The 16,407-nt window shown below is 35.2% G+C and carries 19 protein-coding genes; 9 read left to right on the forward strand and 10 right to left on the reverse strand.

The features are described from left to right. Positions 1–80 precede the first annotated feature (80 nt). A complete protein-coding gene (locus tag H7U22_RS20830; protein ID WP_187073277.1) occupies positions 81–437 on the forward strand; it encodes a nuclear transport factor 2-like protein in 357 nt (118 codons plus the stop codon). On the opposite strand, the gene H7U22_RS20835 is transcribed toward H7U22_RS20830, so the two are convergent. The 5 genes from H7U22_RS20835 to H7U22_RS20855 form a co-directional block, all read right to left on the reverse strand. Continuing rightward, positions 434–631 carry a hypothetical protein gene (locus H7U22_RS20835; protein ID WP_187073278.1) on the reverse strand — a complete coding sequence of 66 codons (198 nt, stop codon included), beginning with the start codon at positions 629–631 and terminating at the stop codon, positions 434–436. The genes H7U22_RS20830 and H7U22_RS20835 overlap by 4 nt on opposite strands. A 32-nt stretch (positions 632–663) precedes the next feature. Then, the gene (locus H7U22_RS20840) at positions 664–1,851 is read right to left on the reverse strand and encodes a GAF domain-containing sensor histidine kinase (RefSeq protein WP_248284822.1); all 1,188 of its coding nucleotides are present in this window, start codon (positions 1,849–1,851) and stop codon (positions 664–666) included. A gap of 386 nt (positions 1,852–2,237) precedes the next feature. After that, positions 2,238–3,662: a glycoside hydrolase family 125 protein gene (locus H7U22_RS20845; protein WP_187073279.1), complete on the reverse strand. Its 1,425-nt coding sequence runs from the start codon at positions 3,660–3,662 to the stop codon at positions 2,238–2,240. Positions 3,663–3,724: 62 nt separating this feature from the next. Beyond that, positions 3,725–5,665, reverse strand: a complete 1,941-nt coding sequence (locus H7U22_RS20850; protein ID WP_187073280.1) for a glycoside hydrolase family 97 protein — start codon at positions 5,663–5,665, stop codon at positions 3,725–3,727. 453 nt (positions 5,666–6,118) lie between these two features. After that, entirely contained in the window at positions 6,119–7,519 is a 1,401-nt protein-coding gene (locus H7U22_RS20855; RefSeq protein ID WP_187073281.1) for a phage tail sheath family protein, read from the reverse strand. A gap of 84 nt (positions 7,520–7,603) precedes the next feature. On the opposite strand from H7U22_RS20855, the gene H7U22_RS20860 reads away from it, so the two are divergent. Together H7U22_RS20860 and H7U22_RS20865 are read left to right on the forward strand one after the other, a co-directional pair. Next, on the forward strand, positions 7,604–7,954 hold the full coding sequence (locus H7U22_RS20860; RefSeq protein WP_187073282.1) for an MmcQ/YjbR family DNA-binding protein: 351 nt from the start codon (positions 7,604–7,606) through the stop codon (positions 7,952–7,954). Positions 7,955–7,975: 21 nt separating this feature from the next. Further along, positions 7,976–9,163, forward strand: coding sequence for a DUF1624 domain-containing protein (locus H7U22_RS20865; RefSeq protein WP_187073283.1), 1,188 nt, complete (start codon positions 7,976–7,978; stop codon positions 9,161–9,163). A 52-nt stretch (positions 9,164–9,215) separates the two neighbouring features. On the opposite strand, the gene H7U22_RS20870 is transcribed toward H7U22_RS20865, so the two are convergent. The 5 genes from H7U22_RS20870 to H7U22_RS20890 are packed head-to-tail and all read right to left on the reverse strand — an operon-like array spanning position 9,216 to position 12,198. Beyond that, a complete protein-coding gene (locus H7U22_RS20870; protein WP_187073284.1) occupies positions 9,216–9,716 on the reverse strand; it encodes an RICIN domain-containing protein in 501 nt (166 codons plus the stop codon). 40 nt (positions 9,717–9,756) lie between these two features. Next, on the reverse strand, positions 9,757–10,827 hold the full coding sequence (gene arsB, locus H7U22_RS20875) for an ACR3 family arsenite efflux transporter (protein ID WP_187073285.1): 1,071 nt from the start codon (positions 10,825–10,827) through the stop codon (positions 9,757–9,759). After that, complete coding sequence (locus tag H7U22_RS20880; RefSeq protein WP_187073286.1) at positions 10,814–11,248, reverse strand: arsenate reductase ArsC; 435 nt, start codon at positions 11,246–11,248, stop codon at positions 10,814–10,816. Before H7U22_RS20880 ends, arsB begins: the two co-directional genes overlap by 14 nt. Positions 11,249–11,264: 16 nt before the next feature. Then, on the reverse strand, positions 11,265–11,831 hold the full coding sequence (locus H7U22_RS20885; RefSeq protein WP_187073287.1) for a DUF6428 family protein: 567 nt from the start codon (positions 11,829–11,831) through the stop codon (positions 11,265–11,267). A 37-nt stretch (positions 11,832–11,868) separates the two neighbouring features. Next, the gene (locus H7U22_RS20890; protein WP_187073288.1) at positions 11,869–12,198 is read right to left on the reverse strand and encodes an ArsR/SmtB family transcription factor; all 330 of its coding nucleotides are present in this window, start codon (positions 12,196–12,198) and stop codon (positions 11,869–11,871) included. Between the two features lie 109 nt (positions 12,199–12,307). Here H7U22_RS20890 and H7U22_RS20895 point away from each other — a divergent pair, with 109 nt between their 5' ends. The 6 genes from H7U22_RS20895 to H7U22_RS20920 all read left to right on the forward strand — a co-directional run bounded on the left by H7U22_RS20895 (position 12,308) and on the right by H7U22_RS20920 (position 16,166). Then, entirely contained in the window at positions 12,308–12,766 is a 459-nt protein-coding gene (locus H7U22_RS20895) for a response regulator transcription factor (RefSeq protein ID WP_187073289.1), read from the forward strand. Positions 12,767–12,930: 164 nt separating this feature from the next. Next, positions 12,931–13,356 (forward strand): QcrA and Rieske domain-containing protein, encoded by a 426-nt coding sequence (locus H7U22_RS20900; RefSeq protein ID WP_187073290.1) that lies wholly within the window; start codon positions 12,931–12,933, stop codon positions 13,354–13,356. Position 13,357: 1 nt separating this feature from the next. Next, positions 13,358–13,783, forward strand: coding sequence for a thioredoxin family protein (locus tag H7U22_RS20905; RefSeq protein ID WP_187073291.1), 426 nt, complete (start codon positions 13,358–13,360; stop codon positions 13,781–13,783). A gap of 1 nt (position 13,784) precedes the next feature. Further along, on the forward strand, positions 13,785–14,711 hold the full coding sequence (locus tag H7U22_RS20910) for an FAD:protein FMN transferase (RefSeq protein ID WP_187073292.1): 927 nt from the start codon (positions 13,785–13,787) through the stop codon (positions 14,709–14,711). Between the two features lies 1 nt (position 14,712). Next, entirely contained in the window at positions 14,713–14,943 is a 231-nt protein-coding gene (locus H7U22_RS20915) for a DUF4266 domain-containing protein (RefSeq protein ID WP_187073293.1), read from the forward strand. 11 nt (positions 14,944–14,954) lie between these two features. Continuing rightward, complete coding sequence (locus H7U22_RS20920) at positions 14,955–16,166, forward strand: DUF3570 domain-containing protein (protein WP_187073294.1); 1,212 nt, start codon at positions 14,955–14,957, stop codon at positions 16,164–16,166. The last annotated feature ends 241 nt before the right edge of the window (positions 16,167–16,407 follow it).

Genomic DNA, 16,407 nt, shown 5'->3' on the forward strand with positions numbered 1-16,407 from the left:
GGTCTCTTTATTTTGATTAATTCCGCAAAAAATTAGATTTTAAAATCGTTTAAAAATAGTATTAAACCTATTTTTGAATCATGGCAAATACAAATAAGGAACTTATCGAACACAATTCAAAAGTTGTAATATTAGATTTTATAAATGCGCTTAACGCTGAAGATTTCGATTTGGCTAGGCTACAGCTTTGCGATGATATGACTTTTAAGGGCGTAATGGGCGAGCGCAATGGTGCAGATGTCTACATGGAGGATATGAAAAAAATGAAGCTTAAATACGATATCAAAAAAATCTTTACCGATAACCAAGAGGTTTGTCTCTTTTATGATATTGAAATGAGTGGAAAAAAGATTTTTTCTTGCGGTTGGTATGTAATTGAGGATGAAAAGATTAAAACATTTAAAGTAATTTTTGATCCCCGTCCGATTTTAGCTTAACAGATTTGCTTAAGTTTTCTGATCTCGATTTCTGATCCATTGCTTAAGCCAAATAAAAACATCAAGTATTCGTCTGTTTCCTGAATATTTATGACCGATACTTCGCCAGATTTACCTTCACCATTATCAATTTGATCAGTAACTTTGATTTCTAATAAAGTTGAGGTTGGAAGGTTTTTGTTTACGTTAATCATAGCACAAAGTTAGTATTCAATTCCTTAGATAATTATCTTTCTGTTGGAATACTTAATGTGAAACAGGTTTTCTCTGAATTAGAGGATACATTTAATGTACCACCGTGAGCATTTGCAATTTCGGAAGCGATGTACAAACCCAATCCCAAACCTTGTTTATTAGGTTCTACCTCACCTCGAGAAAATGGTTGAAAAAGGCGTTCGATTGTAGCATCAGGAATTTGTTTTCCAGAATTTGCTACACACAAATTAAATTCGGCTTCGTTACTCCCTGCGCTAATTTCGACAACAGAACCATTTGCACTGTAACTTAAAGCATTGCCGAGTAAATTAGAAAGTAATTGCGCTACTCGTTTTCCATCTGCATTAACTGGATAATCAAAGTTAAACGTCGTTTTTATAGCCCTATTTGGATACACAACCTTCATTTCTTCGATTACTTGTGTCAATACTTTTTCAAGATCCTCATCAGGTGTACGCGTAATTGTAATGCCCCCGCCTAAACGGCCACTTGCAAAATCAAGCATGTTTTCAATGAGGCCATTCATCCGAAAAGATGAATTTTTAATCACATCTACTAAACGCTGTACCCTTTCCTCTTGATCTAATCGGGCCAGCAGCTGCGAGCTATTTGAAATCGCGTTTAATGGATTACGTAAATCGTGACCCAAAATTGCAATAAATTGTTCTCGCAGCTGTGCAATTACCAATTCTTCTTGAAGCCTTTTTTCTGATTTGTTTACCTGATCCAAAGCATCCAAATGAAATGCAATAAGATCGGCAAACATGGTAAACATGCCAATAGTTTGTGGTGTGTCTACTTTATGCGGACTTGGATCTATTGCACATAGGGTACCAAAGAATTCACCGGATTTTAAAGTAATGGGAACCGAGATATAGCTCTGAAAACCATACATTAAAGGCGTGTGATGATGGGCAAATTTCTCACTTTCTGCAACATGATCAATAACTACTGCGTTTTGATGTTCTCTAATCTCGTTACAAATTGTAGTTTCTAAAACCAGTTCGCCCCCAGGAACTAAACCAAAATTAATTTGATCATGAGTGGCGCAGGCAACCCATTTTTCAGTGGTTACTCGAGCCACCGCCGAAAAACCCATTCCTGTAGATTGGCAAACAATTTCCAAAATATTGGCAACAGCAGGAATTTTGCTTATCGCATCAATATCTGATAGAATGTTTAATGGAGGATTTTTCAAGCGGATTAAATAATAAATTGTACTAATTTACATAATTCTAAATGAAAATAAGTCATTCACAACTATAAAATTACTAATACAAACTAATTAATCCTAAAGGAATAAGTTAAATTGAAATGAGGATTAAAATGTATTTCGGCATATTTTTAAATAACTCAATTAGTTAATAATTTACAGAAAAAAAATCGCCTTGATTCCTTTAAGAAACAAAGCGATTTGTAAAAATGAAGACTATAATTTCAATATAAACTATCAAATTGCTTGAAAAATGGCAATTTGGCTTCGCCTTTTGGTTGTACGTGGAGACACATACCACGGCTCGAGCTGATGCCTTGGTTCGTGTCTCCACGAACCAAAACAAATTAGTACCAGAATTTAAACACTTTCTAAGCTTTTAACAGAGCTGGTTTTTCGTGATAAGTCCTCCAAAGTAATTCTCCAAACAAAGTATTCGACCATGCGAACCAGGCTCTAGTAAAGTTGGCAGGATTATCTTTGTTAAAAGATTCATGCATAAAACCTTTGCCAGCATGGGTTTTCCGCAAAGTATCAATACAATATTTAATTTCGGCATCATCTTTCGATGTTAAAGCTCGCATGGTAATGCTCATTGGCCAAATCATATCCTGACCAGCATGTGGACCACCAATGCCTTCTGCTGCAGTTCCCTTAAAGAAATATGGATTATCTTTTGATAAGGCGAATTTTCTTGTATTGATGTAAATCGGATCATCCAATTTAATCGCACCCAAATAAGGTAAGCTCAATAAACTAGGCACATTAGAATCGTCCATTATATAAGAACTTCCAAAACCATCTACTTCAAAAGCATAGATTTTACCATATTTTGGATGGTTTACAATGGCATATTTTTGAATGGCTGCATTTACTTCATCTGCCAAATTAAGCAAACTGCTTTCCAAAGTTTTGTCGCTCTGCAAAGCCTTAATCATTTCTGCCGCTTGCCTTAAGCTCGTTACTGCAAAAAAGTTAGATGGGATTAAGAAAGGAAAAATTGTTGCATCATCACTAGGGCGGAAAGCCGAACAAATTAAGCCTACCGGATTTACCGGAAAGCCATATCCAGCCATTGGTTGGGTATCCGTTTGTTGGGTTGTTTCTCTTTGGAAATGATATGGCCCCTTATCTGTTTTACGTTGTTGCTCTTTAAAGGTTTTTAAAGTTGCTTCAATTCCTTTCTTCCAATCGGCATCGAATGGGGTCTTGTCTCCTGTTTTTTTCCAATAATGGTAAGCCAATCGAATTGGATAACATAAAGAATCTATTTCCCATTTACGCTCGTGAACGCCTGGTTGCATAGCCGTTTTATCAGTCTTCCATTCTCCTACTTTTGTTGGATCACCATAGAAAGCGTTGGCATAAGGATCTTTTAAAACACATTGAGTTTGATGAATAATTACGCCTGCAATTAGTTTTTTAAGTGGTTCATCTTCATTAACAAATTGCAAGTATGGCCAAACCTGTGCAGAACTATCACGTAACCACATGGCATCAATATCGCCAGTAATTACATAAGTATCTGGTCGGCCATTTTTTTCAGAATGATAAACCGTTGTATCTAAAGTATTCGGAAAACAGTTTTCGAACAACCAGCTCAATTCAGGATTTTTAACATTAGCTTGAAAGGTTTTTATCGCCGCATCAACAGCTTTACTTTCAAAATGTCTTTTACCAGCAGCAACTCTAACTACCGGAAATTCTGGAACTAAATCTGCAGCGAAAGAGAATTTCGATGCCACTACTCCGGCACCTAATAAACCCGTGTTTTGTATAAATTTTCTTCTTTTCATTATTTATGTGTATTTCAATTTGGTTAAATCTTGTGCCCAGCTTTTACACTGGAAAGTTTTGTTTATATTTTTACTAATCTAGCAACGTAGCCCCCGCCAGTTGTCATTTTAATGGTTAGCTTGGTATTTTTATCTACCTCAATGGTTTCTTGCTTAAAATCTTTGGCGTTCTTATCCGCATTTACACCGTCTTTCCATACCATCATTTTATATTTTCCATCGCCTAAAAAAGAAAGGTCAAGGTTTAAATCTCTTGCCGTCCAATCTGTCATTGCGCCAATATACCAATCATTGTTTTTAGCTTGGCGGGCAACAGCAACATAATCGCCAACTTTAGCCTGCAACGGCACTGTATTTTTCCAAACTGATGGCACTTCTTTTAAAAATTCCATCGCTTCTGGCTCTTTATAATAGTGTGTTGGAATATCGCACAACATTTGCAACGGACTTTCAAAAACTACATACATGGCCAATTGATTACAGCGTGTACCTAAAGTCATGGGTTCTGATGGAACACCTGCAAAAGCATTTTTTTGCACATTCAACATTCCGCCTGGTGTAAAATCCATCGGGCCAGCAGCCATTCTGATAAAAGGAATTGTTGTGGTATGATCTGGTGTGATGGAACCTACGAATTTGCTAATCTCATTACCTAGAACACCTTCTGAGGTCATAACATTTGGATAAGTTCTATTCCAACCTGTTGGTTTAAATGCACCATGAAAATCGACCATTAGTTTTCTCTTTGCTGCTGCTTTAGAAACTTTTTCATAATAGTTAACCATGTCCTGATCATCGCGTTGCATAAAATCTACTTTTATACCTTTAATGCCCCATTTCTCGAAAACATCTAAAGCTTGATCCAATTGTTTATCCAACACGAGCCAGCTTGTCCACAATAAAAGATCTACGTTTTTGCTTTTAGCATATCTTGCTAATTCTTCCACATCAATACCAGGCGATTGCTTCATTAAATCTCTCGTATCGCACCAACCTTCATCCAACAAAACGTATTCTAGGTGATATTTAGAAGCGAAATCAATGTAATATTTATAAGTGTCGTTGTTTATGCCAGCCTTAAAATCTACCCCATATAAATTATTGTAATGCCACCAATCCCATTGTACTTTCCCTGGTTTTACCCAAGAATAATCTCCTGTTGCTGGTTTGGCCAATTGATAAACCAATTGATTACTTAGAATATCTTTATCAGCTGTGTTGATCATTAAAACTCGCCAAGGAAAAGACTTCGCTCCGTTCAAATCTGCAATGTAGGTATCGTATTTAGTAACCTGTTCATCTCGATCGCTGGTTACTTTCTTCTCTTTGGGATGATGTGGAAAAACGCCATTTATCTTACCATTTCCGCCTCCTCTAATCCACATGCCGGCATAATCCCATAAATCAGATTCGGTTAAGATTATTTTAGTGCTGTCAACATCAAACAAAGTTGGTAAACTGGCCAGTTTGGTAGAATCCAAATCATTTACATTGAAAGGCTTATATTCTCGCTCATTATGTGAAAAAAATTGATCTTCCTTTGGAAATAAAGATTTTGCTCCAGAAGCAAACTGAAACGAGGCTGTTTCAGATAAAACTTTGTAACTGCCCTTTAAATCAGAAAGCCAATGCCATGCAACTCCATTATTAAATGCTCTCCATTCTAAAGATAATCCATTAGAAAACTTTAAAACAATTGCGTTATAGTGATTATCAATTGTCTCTGTTTTTACCCAAACTACTGGTTTTAAAACATTTTGAACTGAACTAATTGTTTTCTTAGAAACCCTCCATCCTATTTTATTCTTATCAGTTTCTAAGCCAATAGCAGATTCTTGGATTAGGCTTTTTCCATTTTGTTGAACGTTATAGGTAATTTCTTTGCCAATATTTAAGCTGACAATAATTGATTTATCTGGCGACTCCAGCTGATACTTTTGGGCTTTAACTGATAATTGAATCGCGATTAAGAGTAACAGCGTATAGAATAAATTTGGTTTCATTTGCTTAGGTTGTGAGTTATATGTGGTTAGTTAATAAAACGATCTAAACAGATTTAAAATTTGAGAGCGTAAGGAGCAATCATTATGTGCAATTTCATCATAGTTATATCTGGTTAGCAAAACTTATCTGCAATTGATTTGACTCAAAGCACATCACAACTCGAAAGTAGTAAAACGTTTAACTAAACCAAAAACATTTATGATTTTATTTCAACTCTCCTATCAATTTTACAAAAGAATTCAACACCGCACTTCAACACATTTCAAATTAATAAAGTTAAAAATTAAGCAAAAAACAATCCTCAAGATGAGCTTTTAAACAAAGTATTTATTACTGAATATCTTTATAATTAACTGTTAATCAATAATTTTTTAATTTTAATTAATGTAATTAAGTAGGTTTAAATATTTACAGCTTTGTTTTAATTAAATTAGTAAAAAAGAAGCGTTTACTTAAGATTCTTGCATCTTTTGATTGATGGAGATTATTAAAAATTCGGCAGGACGAACAACCGCCAGCATAATTTGTAGAATTAATCTTCCTTCCAAAATATCTAAATTGGTCATTGTTTTATTTAAACCTATCTGCACAGCAAATGCTTCCTCTGGCTTAGCACCTTGCAGTGCTCCCAGCCTCCATTGGTTGGATAAAAAATTTTCGCACATTGCCTCAACTCTTATCCAAGTATTTGCATCATTAGGCTCAAAAACCAAGTGTTGTATCCCTTTAATGATCGATTCTTCTATCATATTTACAAATCTTCGTGTTGAGATGTAACGATATTCGTTATCATTTCCGTTCAACGTTCTTCCTCCCCACACCAATATGCCCTTTCCAGGAAATTCCCTTATTGCATTAATACTTTTTCCGCTAACAGTTACATTTAGGTTATCTTGTTCTACATTATTGATTTTTATTAGCGGTTTAATTACACCGTTTAAGCTAATATTCGCTGGTGATTTCCAAACGCCTCTTGAGGAATCTACTAAAGTATAAATTCCAGCAATTGCGCCAGAAGGATAAATTGAAACAAGATTATTAGATAATTCTATCTTAATTTTATTATATAGATGCCTATTTTTAAAGTTTTGTAAATCAGATAGTTTTAGCGTTTCATTTACTCCATCCAACTCTAACTTAACCGTTTGTTGATCATCGATTGTAATCAGATGATCTCCCACTCTATTGTACGCTAAAGCCGTTTGAAATTTGGGTGAATAGGCTGCGCCAAACATTAAATTTTCAGTACCAACCAAGTCACTTTTAAATTTATCGGCAATCAAACTAATATCGCTTTCATTTTTTTGTGGAACATCCAATATCGCAAAACGATCTCGAAGCAAATGACACTGAGCAAGCATGGCATCATTTATTTCTTTAATAGCCTCATCATCACTTAAACTTACAATTTCGGGGATAATTAGTAATGAAACCTCATCAATAGCCTTGCAAACTTCCAATCCTTCCAGTAGCGCCATCTTATCTATTGAAAATGCAGAATCATGATTTCCAACGGGGATGATATAGCATTGTCCTCCTCCATTGGCATAAAACATTGAAATTTGGTAATGAAGAATGTATGGAGAACAGTCGGGAATATTTATTTGAATTACGGGTAAATCTCCCAAAACTAATGCATTATTTAAAGTTACCTCCACCATTTCAGGATAAGCGGAACCAAAAAATTGTTCAAACTCAACCAAGGAATTAATTCTCTTACTTTTCAAAAGTCCATCCAATGATTTTTCTGTGTATCCAATAAAAGCTGGAATAGCTGTTTCAACTGTTGCGATAGATGGCGGAAAATTATTGATCTCATTAATGTAAACTCCTGGAGTTTTATAGTCTGGCATAATTGATTAAGTTCAGGATAATTAAAATTCTATGAAACAGATATTTATATTAAATTTATAAGAATAATAACGAAAGCACAAATAATGAAAGATTTTACAGAAGCCACTTACCAAGCTTTAACTTTTATTAGAGAAACCGTTTTGGAATTACCAGCAGTTACGGAGAAAATATGTTTTGAAACTCCAGGATTTTACGTGGGCAAAAAATTGTTTGCCAGAATGAAGGAGGATGGTGAAAATTTAGTACTCTACACCGAAAACAGAGCATTTTGGATGAATAAAAATCCAAAGACATATTTTATTACACCACATTATGAGAATTTCAAATATATGCTTGTATCTTTAAACCTCGTTGACCCTCAGGAGCTTAAGGAATTACTAACCGAAGCTTGGAAAAACAGGGCACCGAAAGCACTGACCAAACAAACGAATTAGATTAACCAAATCCCTATTACAATGACTTCTGGTAATGCACAACTATCTAAAAGGATATTATCTATTGATATTCTTAGAGGATTAGTCATGATTATTATGGCACTAGACCATACTCGTGATTTTTTTCATATCGAAGCCATGACAGGCGACCCACTAAATCCAGATACCACAACGGGAATGTTATTCCTTACTCGATTTATTACACATTTCTGTGCGCCAACTTTCGTTTTCTTATCTGGACTATCTGCCTACCTTTCTGCTCAAAATAAAACTTCTTCGGAGGCAAGTAAATTTCTCCTTAAACGTGGAATGTGGTTAGTCGTAGTAGAAATCGTAATCATTTCACTCGGGCTTACATTTAACCCAATGTACAACTTCATTATTCTTCAAGTAATTTGGGCCATTGGTTTTAGTATGATCTTTTTAGCATTGTTCAGTAGGATATCATATAAAACAGTTTTAATTACTGGCTTCATTTTGGTTCTTGGTCATAACTTATTCGATTTACTTCCAGCGCCTAATAACGAATCAGTTGGAGTAATACTAAAGATATTCTTTACTGCTTCAGGAACAGTAGTGCCATTAGGCAACAACCATTTAATTGGCGTATTTTATGCAATTTTACCATGGACGGGAATCATGTTTCTTGGCTATGGAGCAGGCAAATGGTTTAGCAAAGATTACGATCCTAAGAAAAGAAAAACCAATTTATTAAACTTTGGGGCAGTGGCGCTTATATTATTTGTGGCACTTAGGATTTTAGGGATTTATGGGGATCCAGCACCAAGAAAAGAATTTCAAGATGTTTTTAAAAATCTATTGTCGTTTTTCAATGTCAGCAAATATCCACCATCTCTCCAATACACCAGTTTAACAATCGGTGTAGCGTTGGTATTATTGGCAATTTCAGAAAAATTCAAAAACAAGTTTACCAAAGTGCTCTCGGTTTATGGAAGCGTTCCGTTCTTCTATTATGTCATTCATTTTTATCTTTTACATACCATTTTGGTAATCGTATTTTTTGCCTCAGGTTACGAATTAAAAGATATTATGAGCATTCCCTTTTTCTTCCGTCCTACTAAATTCGGATTTGATTTATGGGGTGTTTATTTAATTTGGATGGTTGTGGTTCTGGCGCTATACTATCCTTGCAAATGGTTTAAAAAGTATAAAGAAACACATTCGCAATGGTGGTTGAGATATATATAAATTAACCACTTGTTTATGAAATAAATTTTGAAATACCGATTTTTAAAAAAACTTACATTGTTGGCGATTGCTCATAAATTGTCCAATATTGATCTTTTGTGTTGGTTTTTTTAGCCAGAATGATGTTCGAATTGGTGCTTCCTTTTTTATCTTCTGGAGTTAAGAAAAGTTCAGTTCCCTTTAGCTTTATCAGATAAGCTTTGCCAACTGCAATAAATTCATATTGTTGATTGGTATCACCAATAACCAATGGCTGTTCTTCTAAATTAGCCAACATCTCCGGATCTTTTTTAGGCTGAAAGGTTTTGCTGGTGAAGAGATTTAGGAGTTGATAAGTATTTCCATCTACATTTTTAAAATCCCAAGTCATGCATTTCCAATTCTGAGGATCGTAAGCTACCAAAGGTGTTCCATTTTTGCCACTGGCATCTTTAACCCTTAAAAGCATCCCGGTTTGAACATTTTTAATGGCATAATTACCTTTGATAATTTGGGCTTGAACCAAGCTTGCCATTAATAAAATAAAGCTGAAAATTAAAAGTGATTTTTTCATAACTCAAATATAGCCAATTTGTTAAAGAACAGCAATTGAACTAAATTGTTGTAGCGAAGTATCTTTTTCGAAACCAAAAAGCGAGATTTACCAGCGCAATAAGCGTAGGTACTTCTACCAATGGCCCAATTACACCTGTAAAAGCTTGGCCAGAATTAATCCCAAAAACTCCAATTGAAACCGCAATAGCCAGTTCAAAATTATTTCCTGTAGCGGTAAAAGCGATGGAGGTACTTTTAGAGTAATCCGCCCCAAAGTATTTTCCTGCAAAAAAGCTAATTACAAACATAATGGAGAAATAAATAACAAGTGGGATGGCAATTCTAAAAACATCTAGCGGAATTTTCACAATGGTTTCTCCCTTTAAACTAAACATAATTACTATGGTAAAAAGTAAGGAAATTAGGGTGATTGGTGAAATAAATGGAATAAATTTTTCCATAAACCAGGCTTCGCTTTTTAGTTTAATTAAGGTAAATCTACTTATAACACCCATTGCAAAGGGAATTCCTAAATAGATGCCCACGCTTTTTGCTATTTGCCAAATCGAGATCTCAATAGCTAAACCTTTTAACCCAAAATAAGGCGGTAAAATAGTGATGAAGATATAAGCATAAACGCTATACAATAAAACCTGAAAAATACTATTTAATGCAATTAAGCCCGTTGCATATTCCCTATTGCCCTCTGCAAGATCATTCCAAACGACTACCATTGCAATACATCTGGCCAGGCCGATTAAAATTAAGCCGATCATATATTCTGGATAATCCCTTAAAAAAGTGACGGCCAAAAGAAACATGAGGATTGGTCCAATAATCCAGTTTAAAACCAAAGAGGTTACTAAAACTTTAGTGTCTTTAAATACTTCGCCAAGGTTTTCATATTTAACTTTGGCCAGCGGAGGATACATCATTAAAATTAAACCAATTGCCAATGGGATGTTCGTTGTTCCACTGGAAAAAAAATTGATCCATTTTGATGATGATGGAAACAAAAACCCAATTCCCACGCCTAAAAACATCGCCAAGAAAATCCAGAGTGTTAAATATCGATCAATAAAACCCAGCTTTTTTCTATTCGATGCCGGGGCACAACTATTTACCGACATCTGTGGAGACTAAGTTTTTATTGATAAAATCCTTCGCATATTCCTTAATCAAATCTCTCACCAGATTAAATTGAGCCATGATTTGACTTTCTGTACCGGTTGCTTTTGCAGGATCCGGAAAATTGTAATGGAATTTAATTGCCTGGGTTGGAAAATATGGACAGCTTTCTTTGGCGTGATCACAAACCGTAATCATAAAATCGAAATCCATTTCCAAATATTCATTAATATGGTTTGATGTATGTTTTGAAATGTCTATTCCATCTGCTTTCATTGTTTCAATAGCTCTTGGATTTACGCCATGCGTTTCTATTCCTGCACTATAAATATTTGCTCTATCACCCGCAAAATACCTTAAATATGCCTCTGCTATTTGGCTTCTGCAGCTGTTTCCCGTACAAAGCACCAATATATTTTTCATCTTAATCAATTAATAATTAACAACAGCCTCCGCCGGGCGTACAACAATTACTTTCTGTAGCTAGATTTATCATTTCTAATTTTTCCTTTACCTGTGGCGCAGGAGAACAACAAGGTTCTTCAGCCTCTGCAGTCCCACAGCTTCCACCTCTTCCAATTGCTTTGCATTGCGTAACATCGGCTATTAGGTTAATGATTAAATTTTCCCCATCCAAAACAAAATCTGCCGGATACATTTGACGGGTATCAAAATCCGAATTGCCAAATTCTATCTTAACAATCGCATTCCCATCTAAAGTCATTTTTCCTTCTACAACATTTACGATGGCTAGTGCCTTGTTAACTTCCATAGCACGAGTTTGATCATTCACATTGGGTTCCCATAATTGAACAATAATTTCCGTCCAACGATCTAGCTTTCCGCCACAATCAACGGAAGTAACTTCCGCCTGTTTTATTTCTGTAATATGATAGTTGGCATTTACTAATTTGTGCTCCGCATATTTAAACTGTAACAATTGATTAGGATGTTTCTCTAGCTGTGCTTTAAAACTATTCCATTTTAATAATTCTGTATTTATCATAATATTGCGATTTAACGATTGATTTGATCAAAAAATTTTAACAGCAGTTTACTTCGCCTTTATAAGAATCGAAAAAACCGCCAAGTTTACTTTGCAACAATTTCCAAGTTGTTGGATTTATGCAATAACAAACGCTTACCCCTTCTATTGTACCTTGGATAATGCCTGCGTTCTTCAATTCTTTTAAATGCTGTGAGATTGTTGCTTGAGCCAAACCCAATTCATCAACCAAATCTCCACAAATGCAAGTATTTGAGATTAAAATCCGCTGTAAAATTGCAATCCGAGCTGGATGAGCCATTGCTTTTAACCAAGATGAAAGTTGGTTTTGTTCTTCAGTAAATATTTCAGTTCTGGTAAGTCCCATAATTAATATCGCAATATTACGATTAATAATTTATAAATTCCAATTTTTTCAATATTCTTATTAAAATGAAATACAGAATCTCTACAGATTTGGTTCTTATTTTTGTAAAATGAAAATGTTGGTTGTTAAAAATAATCAAATACTATCTTCAGAATTTTGCAAAAATCTTTTGGCGAAAAATCTCGAATGTTATTGTACTCCAGCACCTCTACATAATGATAAGGGAATCGAAGTAAATAATTCTATTGATCTTGCAGGTTTATCCATCGATTTAAAAAACAGATCTGTCCGGGTTGCAGATAAACACTTCGTTCTATCCAAAACAGAACTTAACCTACTGATTATTTTTTTATCCAATTTGGAAAAGGTGATTACTATTGATCAGCTCAATGTTGCTCTGGAATCGAAAAGACTTGGAAAATCGGATGAGAATCCAATTATTGTAAATCACATTAGGCGCTTAAAAAGAAAATTTCTTGATGTTGGACTTTATTGCGGACCAAAAAGCATTTACACCAAAGGTTACATCTGGAATCCTTTAATTACCGAGCGAAATCTTACTGTTTAAGTTCTTCGAACATGAAGAATTAATGAAGAAAGTAATAAGCTCAGAATCTCTACAGAATTGACATGGATATTGTTTAAAAATTAACATTCATCGATACATCTTTGGTATTTATCGATATGGCAGATTAATAATTCGTTATTGTATGTAATTTTTAAAGAAAAACGATGGACAGAAAAGATTTTTTTAATAGCCTTGGGATGAGTGTAGCAACTTTAGCCGTAATAAATTGTATTGGATGCAAAAAAAGCGCCGATAGTAGCAACAGCGATACTTCAGGACCAACGAATGTTGATTTTACTTTAGATTTAAGTGCTTCTGCCAATTCTGCATTGCTCACAAATGGCGGTTATTTAATCTCTAATGGAGTTATTGTAGCTAGAACTACCACCGGAACTTACATAGCTGTACAAAGATCTTGTACGCATGAAAGCTACAACCTCAGTTACCAAGCTACTAATAGTCGTTTTTATTGCCCGAATCATGGTGCCACATTTTCTCAAAATGGAGCTGTTACAAATGGTCCGGCTACAAAATCATTAACAACCTATAATACCTTACTAACAGGAACATCATTAAAAATATATTCATAAAATGAAACTACTTCTTATCACTTTATCATCTATCTTATTTACATCTGCAGTTTGGCTAGGAAATTTTAACGAAGCGAAAAAAGAAGCTATTGCAAGTCATAAGGCGATTTTAATTAATTTTTCAGGCTCTGATTGGTGCGGTCCATGTATAAGATTAAGATCTGAAATCCTTGAATCTGCTGTTTTTGAAAAATATGCTTCCCAAAACCTGGTATTGGTTAGAGCTGATTTTCCGCGACAAAAAAAGAATCAACTCTCAAAAGAACAAATAAAGCTTAACGAAGCATTGGCAGAACAATATAATCCTGAAGGAAAATTTCCCTACACGTTATTGGTAGATGCCAATGGCAAAATTTTAAAAGCTTGGGATGGCTTTCCAAATGAAAGTGCAGAAAATTTTGTAACTGATATAAAAGCAACTAAGTAGTATGGCTGTAAAGGTTTCTAGCATTCAAAAATTAATGGGCAATCGTTTTGAGTTTACGGTTATTTCCGAAACTGAAAAGATTGGCCAGGATGCTATTGATAAAGCTATTGAAGAGGTTAGCAGGATTGAAAACTTGCTCTCTACCTTTAAAGCAGACAGCCAAACTAATTTAATTAATAATTCTGCAGGAATAAAGCCGGTAAAGGTTGATGAAGAAGTAATTGATTTAATTCAGAGATCGTTAAAAATATCGGCAATTACACAAGGAGCTTTCGATATTACTTATGGATCGATTGATAAAAACCTGTGGAACTTCGACGTAAACATGACTTCCCTACCCGATCAAGAAACTGCCTTACAATCTGTTAGCTTAATCAATTATCAAAATGTACTGCTCAACATTAGGGAAAGTACCGTTATGCTAAAACATAAGGGTATGCGGATTGGATTTGGTGGTATTGGAAAAGGTTATGCCGCCGACAAGGCAAAAAGTGTTCTTAAAAAGATGGGGATTGAAAGTGGAATTGTGAATGCTGCTGGCGATTTAATAACCTGGGGCAAACAGCTCGATGAAACAGATTGGACGATTGGAATTGCAGATCCTGATCAGAAAACAAAACCTTCTTCTGCATTAAACATCAGCAACATGGCTATTGCGACTTCTGGTAATTATGAAAAGTACGCCACCATAAATGGCAAAAAGTATTCGCATACCATTGATCCAAAAACTGGCCTTCCTGTTTGTGGGATAAAAAGTGTAACCATTATTTGCCCGAGTGCCGAATTAGCTGATGCTCTTGCTACGCCTGTTACTGTAATGGGCGTTCAGGTAGGATTGGATATGATTAATCAACTTCATAATGTAGCCTGCATTGCTATAGATGAGGATAATAGAATATATACTTCAAAAAATATTAATATAAAATAAAATGAGACAATCAAAAAAAGCAGTATTAATAATGGTCTGCGGTTTAGCTATCACAAGCCTATTTAGTGCTTGTGCAACTGTAAAGCCTTACCAAAAAAATCGTTTAAACGATTCGGAAATGTCTCTTTCTTCTAGGTCATCACAAAAATTCGAACAGAGTTTTCAGCTATATCGAGAAGGTGGCTCGGGTGCAAATGGCGGTAAAAGTGGTGGTGGCTGTGGTTGTAATTAATCTGTGGTAATATGAAAAAAATATATCTTCATGTCGCATTTTTATTCTTGGGCATTTTTGGTTCCTATGCTCAAACAAAACCAACTTCTGCTTCTGATAGTAGCGCATATCACACCAGAAAATTAAAGTTGGAAGAGGTTAATCTTGTTTCGGCATATTATCATCAAGAGGGTAATAATTCTGCCGTAACAGGTGGAATTGGTACAGAGAAACTGAGTGATTTTGCCAACACGATTGATCTGCAATTCTCGAAATATAGCCTGAACGGGAAAAAGAACTTATTTACATTTGAACTTGGGGTTGATCATTATACTTCTGCATCATCTGATAAAATTGATCCTTCAACAATCTCGTCTGCTTCATCTGCAGATACTCGCATATATCCATCCTTAAACTGGACCAGAAGCAACGAAAAAACAGGAAATAGTTATGGCTTTACGGGCTCTTATTCTACAGAATTTGATTATCAATCGGTTGGAGCAGGGTTTAACTTAACTCGAGTATCAAAAGATAAAAACACGCAATTCGATTTTAAAGCACAAGCTTTTATAGATACTTGGACAGTAATTTTACCTGTAGAATTGCGTACTGGAACAACAGGACAAGGAAATCATGATAATTATGATTCTGCCCCACGAAATTCCTTTAGTACAGGTTTCTCCCTGTCGCAAGTTATAAACACGAAACTGCAGGCATTAATCATGGTAGAGCCTTCCTATCAGCACGGCCTATTAGCAACAAAATACCAAAGGGATTATTTTACTGATGGCTCTTTAAAAGCAGAAACACTTCCCGATAAAAGATATAAGTTGCCCATCGCTGTAAGATTAAACTATTTTCCAGATGACCACTTTATCATTAGAACATTTTATCGCTACTACATGGATAATTGGGGAATTAGAGCGCATACAGCAGAATTAGAAATTCCAGTAAAACTGAATTCATTTTTTTCTGTAAGTCCGTTTTATAGATACAACAATCAACAAGGTACCCGTTATTTTGCTGCGTATGGCCAACATAATCCTTCTGCACAATACTTTACTAGTGATTATGATCTTTCTACTTTGAGTAGCAATTTCTTTGGTGCCGGAATTAGATTAGCGCCACCAAAAGGCGTTTTTGGCTGGCAACATTTAAACGCTCTCGAGCTAAGATACGGTCACTATAATCGTTCAACAGGTTTGGTTTCGAATATTGTTACCTTAAATATTAAAGTTAAATAAGCTCCATTAAATGAGGACGATCAAAAGTCAAAATTCAGGAAGTTTTACCAAATTAATTTTTGTAATTGGTTTTACCTCAACCTTTTAATGTTTTTTGCTTTGGCTAGTGTTTTGGCTGTCCCTCTCCTTGAAGAGAGGCCTTTAATGGCCTGTGAGAGAAACCTAAGGGCTCAAACAACAATCTTTCGTTTCCCTCTCCTTGAAGACTGGGATTTAATGGCCTGTGAGAGAAACCCAAGGG

It is taken from the genome of Pedobacter fastidiosus (assembly GCF_014306625.1).
GTDB lineage: Bacteria > Bacteroidota > Bacteroidia > Sphingobacteriales > Sphingobacteriaceae > Pedobacter > Pedobacter fastidiosus.

Excerpts from the sequence above, each read along its gene's own strand:
- H7U22_RS20895 (WP_187073289.1), top strand. The coding sequence starts at position 12,308 with ATGAAAATGTTGGTTGTTAAAAATAATCAAATACTATCTTCAGAATTT.
- arsB (WP_187073285.1), bottom strand. The coding sequence starts at position 10,827 with ATGTCGGTAAATAGTTGTGCCCCGGCATCGAATAGAAAAAAGCTGGGT.
- H7U22_RS20865 (WP_187073283.1), top strand. The coding sequence starts at position 7,976 with ATGACTTCTGGTAATGCACAACTATCTAAAAGGATATTATCTATTGAT.
- H7U22_RS20830 (WP_187073277.1), top strand. The coding sequence starts at position 81 with ATGGCAAATACAAATAAGGAACTTATCGAACACAATTCAAAAGTTGTA.
- H7U22_RS20900 (WP_187073290.1), top strand. The coding sequence starts at position 12,931 with ATGGACAGAAAAGATTTTTTTAATAGCCTTGGGATGAGTGTAGCAACT.
- H7U22_RS20915 (WP_187073293.1), top strand. The coding sequence starts at position 14,713 with ATGAGACAATCAAAAAAAGCAGTATTAATAATGGTCTGCGGTTTAGCT.
- H7U22_RS20850 (WP_187073280.1), bottom strand. The coding sequence starts at position 5,665 with ATGAAACCAAATTTATTCTATACGCTGTTACTCTTAATCGCGATTCAA.
- H7U22_RS20880 (WP_187073286.1), bottom strand. The coding sequence starts at position 11,248 with ATGAAAAATATATTGGTGCTTTGTACGGGAAACAGCTGCAGAAGCCAA.
- H7U22_RS20920 (WP_187073294.1), top strand. The coding sequence starts at position 14,955 with ATGAAAAAAATATATCTTCATGTCGCATTTTTATTCTTGGGCATTTTT.
- H7U22_RS20835 (WP_187073278.1), bottom strand. The coding sequence starts at position 631 with ATGATTAACGTAAACAAAAACCTTCCAACCTCAACTTTATTAGAAATC.
- H7U22_RS20905 (WP_187073291.1), top strand. The coding sequence starts at position 13,358 with ATGAAACTACTTCTTATCACTTTATCATCTATCTTATTTACATCTGCA.
- H7U22_RS20885 (WP_187073287.1), bottom strand. The coding sequence starts at position 11,831 with ATGATAAATACAGAATTATTAAAATGGAATAGTTTTAAAGCACAGCTA.
- H7U22_RS20890 (WP_187073288.1), bottom strand. The coding sequence starts at position 12,198 with ATGGGACTTACCAGAACTGAAATATTTACTGAAGAACAAAACCAACTT.
- H7U22_RS20910 (WP_187073292.1), top strand. The coding sequence starts at position 13,785 with ATGGCTGTAAAGGTTTCTAGCATTCAAAAATTAATGGGCAATCGTTTT.
- H7U22_RS20845 (WP_187073279.1), bottom strand. The coding sequence starts at position 3,662 with ATGAAAAGAAGAAAATTTATACAAAACACGGGTTTATTAGGTGCCGGA.
- H7U22_RS20870 (WP_187073284.1), bottom strand. The coding sequence starts at position 9,716 with ATGAAAAAATCACTTTTAATTTTCAGCTTTATTTTATTAATGGCAAGC.
- H7U22_RS20855 (WP_187073281.1), bottom strand. The coding sequence starts at position 7,519 with ATGCCAGACTATAAAACTCCAGGAGTTTACATTAATGAGATCAATAAT.
- H7U22_RS20860 (WP_187073282.1), top strand. The coding sequence starts at position 7,604 with ATGAAAGATTTTACAGAAGCCACTTACCAAGCTTTAACTTTTATTAGA.